General features: G+C 38.6%; 1 protein-coding gene and 1 pseudogene. One reads left to right on the forward strand and one right to left on the reverse strand.

The genetic code is table 11. The features are described from left to right. Nucleotides 1-1055 (reverse strand): annotated as a pseudogene (locus CXF78_RS14545) (M61 family metallopeptidase); the annotation flags it as partial. 327 nt (nucleotides 1056-1382) lie between these two features. On the opposite strand from CXF78_RS14545, the gene CXF78_RS14550 reads away from it, so the two are divergent. Continuing rightward, nucleotides 1383-3413, forward strand: a complete 2031-nt coding sequence (locus CXF78_RS14550; protein ID WP_180957156.1) for a tetratricopeptide repeat protein — start codon at nucleotides 1383-1385, stop codon at nucleotides 3411-3413. The last annotated feature ends 278 nt before the right edge of the window (nucleotides 3414-3691 follow it).

The raw sequence follows: 3691 nt of genomic DNA on the forward strand, positions 1-3691 counted from the left end.
ATTCGTTGGCTTAAATCGTCAAAAAACTCTTTGGCTGTTATCACTCCAGCGCGTAACAACAACTGATTTTGGAAATAACTGGTGGAGCCTTCAGCCATCCACAGTAAATCGGTCATATTTTCCGACTGATAATCATACGGAACCAGCCCTTGAGGTCTGTAAGCTTTAACATTCCAGGTATGAATAAACTCGTGCGAAGCGGTACTAATAAAACGCAAATAATCTTCGCGTTCACGGAAATTAAATCGTGGTAGTTGGATAATGGTAGAGTTGAGATGTTCTGTTGCGCCACGAGCACCACTGGTTGCATGCACCATGTAAACATATCGCTTAAACGGGTAATCAGGCCAAATAGCCGATGCCTGGCCACTGATTTTAGTGAGATCTGCGACAATTTTTTGAGTATCGTAATTGCCTTCGCCCCAAAAAACCACGTCGTAATCACGACCATCAGCCTCAAAGCTGACATGCTGGTTTATGCCGGTTTCTATCGGCGAATCAACTAACACATCATAATTGGCCGCTTTAAATGAATGTGATGTGTTGCCCTTATCCATGCCAGAATAGCTTTTCCAACCTTCTGGTACTTCCATGTTGACAGTAACAGGTTGTTGACGAAATTCAGGGCTATACATAAAGACACCACTGGCATCTAAAAAAGCATGACTACTATCAATGTGACGTAAACGCTCACCAAGCTCATTGGCATGCAATTGATATGTCACCTTCACCGATGTAGGTTTAGTTAAGGCGATTTGCCATTCACCGCTGGCGGTACGCTTCCAAGGTAATGACTTCCCTTTGCTGTCGGTCGCATGAAACAATCTTACTCCATCTGCAACCGGTAATACTTGATAACGACCCGTTCGCCATACCGGTAAATTAACCGTTAATACGTCCGAATCCGATTGAGGAAATGAAACACTCACTTGAGCTAAATGGTGTGTAGGTTGATTAATATCGATATGGTAATCGACATCTGCAAGTGCTGGCATTGCCCAACTCATCGAAAAAATGACACTGCTGGTTAAAATTGCAAGAGAAGTAGGTTTCACTCTAGGTTCCTTCTGGTATGATTCTATTGTTTTTATTTTAAATTCCGAACAATTATAACGATCTAGACTCATTAACACAGTGGCAATTTGCAACTTAGTGAAAAACACTCTCTACGAACATCAGATCAACGTACGTTTATTTATTCATATCACGTGAAATGAAGCCCACGTTAACTAACACTATAAAAGGTATTTCTGACTATGCTGCGTTGCTTTTCTTTGGTCATATTATGTTCGATACTATTAAGTTCAATGGTTTCGGCAAGGGATATTGAGCAGCAAGAAATATTGTTCAAAGAAAATCCACAAAAGCTTTATACAAAGCTAATGAGGGCCACCGAGTTCCCGTTACAATTTTCAAATAATGTGGAGTTTGAGCAAGCCGCTAATGAATTAAGTTACCCTCCAAATGAACTCCATCGTGATTTAGAGCTATTAGCTAGGCTCAATTTAGAAGCAAAACTGACATCGCCAACTAAATATCAAGATGCCGAATTGCTCATAACACAATTAGACGCGATAGCATCAACAACACTTGAACAAGCTGTCGTCATTATGCTTAAAGCGCGGATTAAAGGGCGTCAAAACCAAGAATATAATCAGGTAATAGTTGAATATAATGATGCGCTGAATATGGTAAACACAGATGTCAGTCTAGAAAGCACGCTGTTTAAATCAACGCTTCATGAACAACTCAGCATGTTACATTCACTGCTCCTTCAACCTACTCCAGCATTTTCTCACTTAAATCGTTACCGCGATATTGCTTACCAATTACACAATAATTATTTTATCTCCGATGCCGAAACCCAGTTAGGTCGTTATTACAATCTTAATGGCGATCAAGCCAAGTCACTACAGCATTATAGTGAAGCATTTCGTTTAGCTAATAGCCTAGACTACCCAGGAATTAAAGCACATACACAACTTAATCTTGCGCGTACATACCGAGATTTAGAACAATGGGATGATGCACTAAAATATGCTCATAATGCGGCCGAAATACTTCAAGCGATAGGCCAAGATGTCTACTTAGCCGAGACCTTAACGGTTATCGCAATGATTTACGCAGGCCAAGATCAATGGAATAAAAGCATTGACTATTATTTAAATGTCCAGCAAGTCAATGAGCGTATGGGAAATGAAATAGCCATAGGACTCACCTACAACAACTTAGGCGAAGCTTACTTCAAATTAAATAATATCCAAGCAGCATTGAACGTAATGCAACGTGCAAATGATATATTTAGGGCTCGAAAAGTAGAACATTACTTAGTACACAACGAACTACTATTTGCCCAAATAAATACTAGTGAAGGCATGTGGAATGAGGCGATTGATCATGCGAGTAAGGCTATTGAACTGGCTAAAAAGAAACATTTAAATGATGTGCAAACAGAAGCATTAGGCTATTTATCTACCGCATATCGAAAAACTAACAATCCCAACGCAGCACTTGCAACAGTCGATGCCATTGTTGAACTGATCAATACATCGCAAGAAAAATCCGAACAAACAAATGATTTCTCTGAACTCACTGAACAAAAACTAAAATTCGAGCTGGGTTTATTGCAAAATAAACTACAACAACAAACTGCGAAAAATAAATACAATCAATTTATCATTTTAGTATTAATTCTCGGTTTTAGTATTGCGATTATCGTGTTGATATTTATCTACAGAAAATTTCAGCAACGAAATACTTTATACCTTAACGCCCAACGTTTAAATACCATAGACCCAATAACACAAGCACAAGGTTACAGGGCGTTTATTCAACGGATAAGCACACTAAAACACACAGAATCTAAAACGCTTGCGTTAGTGAATATTAATAAATTAAACAATATTGATATTCAGCTTGGCCTCACTGAGTCTGTAGCATTAATGCAACATTTTAATAGCCAGTTCTGTAAACATTTAGATACTGAAGTGTTTATCATTCGTTCAGGATTAATTGCATGTTATTTCGATAAGCAATATGACGCCGAAAATATCTTACATGCTGTCATTGAGTGTCTTAAACAATTACAAGAGACCCAATTTACCATTCCTAACTTTGCTAGCCTATCCGCGGTTCAACATGCCAGTATTGGCCACATTAATTTACCATTACTGGGCAACCCAGATGCCAGCATCAGTGCAGAATTACAATTTGAAACATTGCAATTCGCACTAGCTGCAGCAATGGAGATAACAGAGCAACCCGCTTATGTTTCATTGCGACCACTTAATTTTGCACCAGCGGCTGTTTTTATGCGCCCACTATATTTAAATCTGACTCAAGCACTTAATCGCGGCATCATTCGTGCGGAAAGTAATCGTAACACCCAAGATATCAACTGGCCGAAAAACTAATCGTTTAATAAATATGCAATTGTAGCCAGTTATGAGATTTTGTATGGTAATTGGATTTGCTGCACAACATTATTGAGATAACATTACTATAATGTTAATCGATGATAGGTTAGTTACTATAAATTCCATTTGCTGTCTAAATTAATATCCCAATCACGGCAATAGATGCCTTTAGTTGAAAATGAGAGCAGGCACTGCAAAATGAAAGAGTCAAATACAGCGATAACTCAAATTTCGTTGATGAAGCAAAAGCTCCATGCAGCTAAACTTGCTCTGGA

Origin of the sequence: Shewanella sp. 11B5 (genome assembly GCF_002836795.1) — a bacterium.
GTDB classification, from domain to species: domain Bacteria; phylum Pseudomonadota; class Gammaproteobacteria; order Enterobacterales; family Shewanellaceae; genus Shewanella; species Shewanella frigidimarina.

Coding starts and splice junctions, on each gene's coding strand:
- CXF78_RS14550 (WP_180957156.1), top strand. CDS start 1,383: ATGAGGGCCACCGAGTTCCCGTTACAATTTTCAAATAATGTGGAGTTT.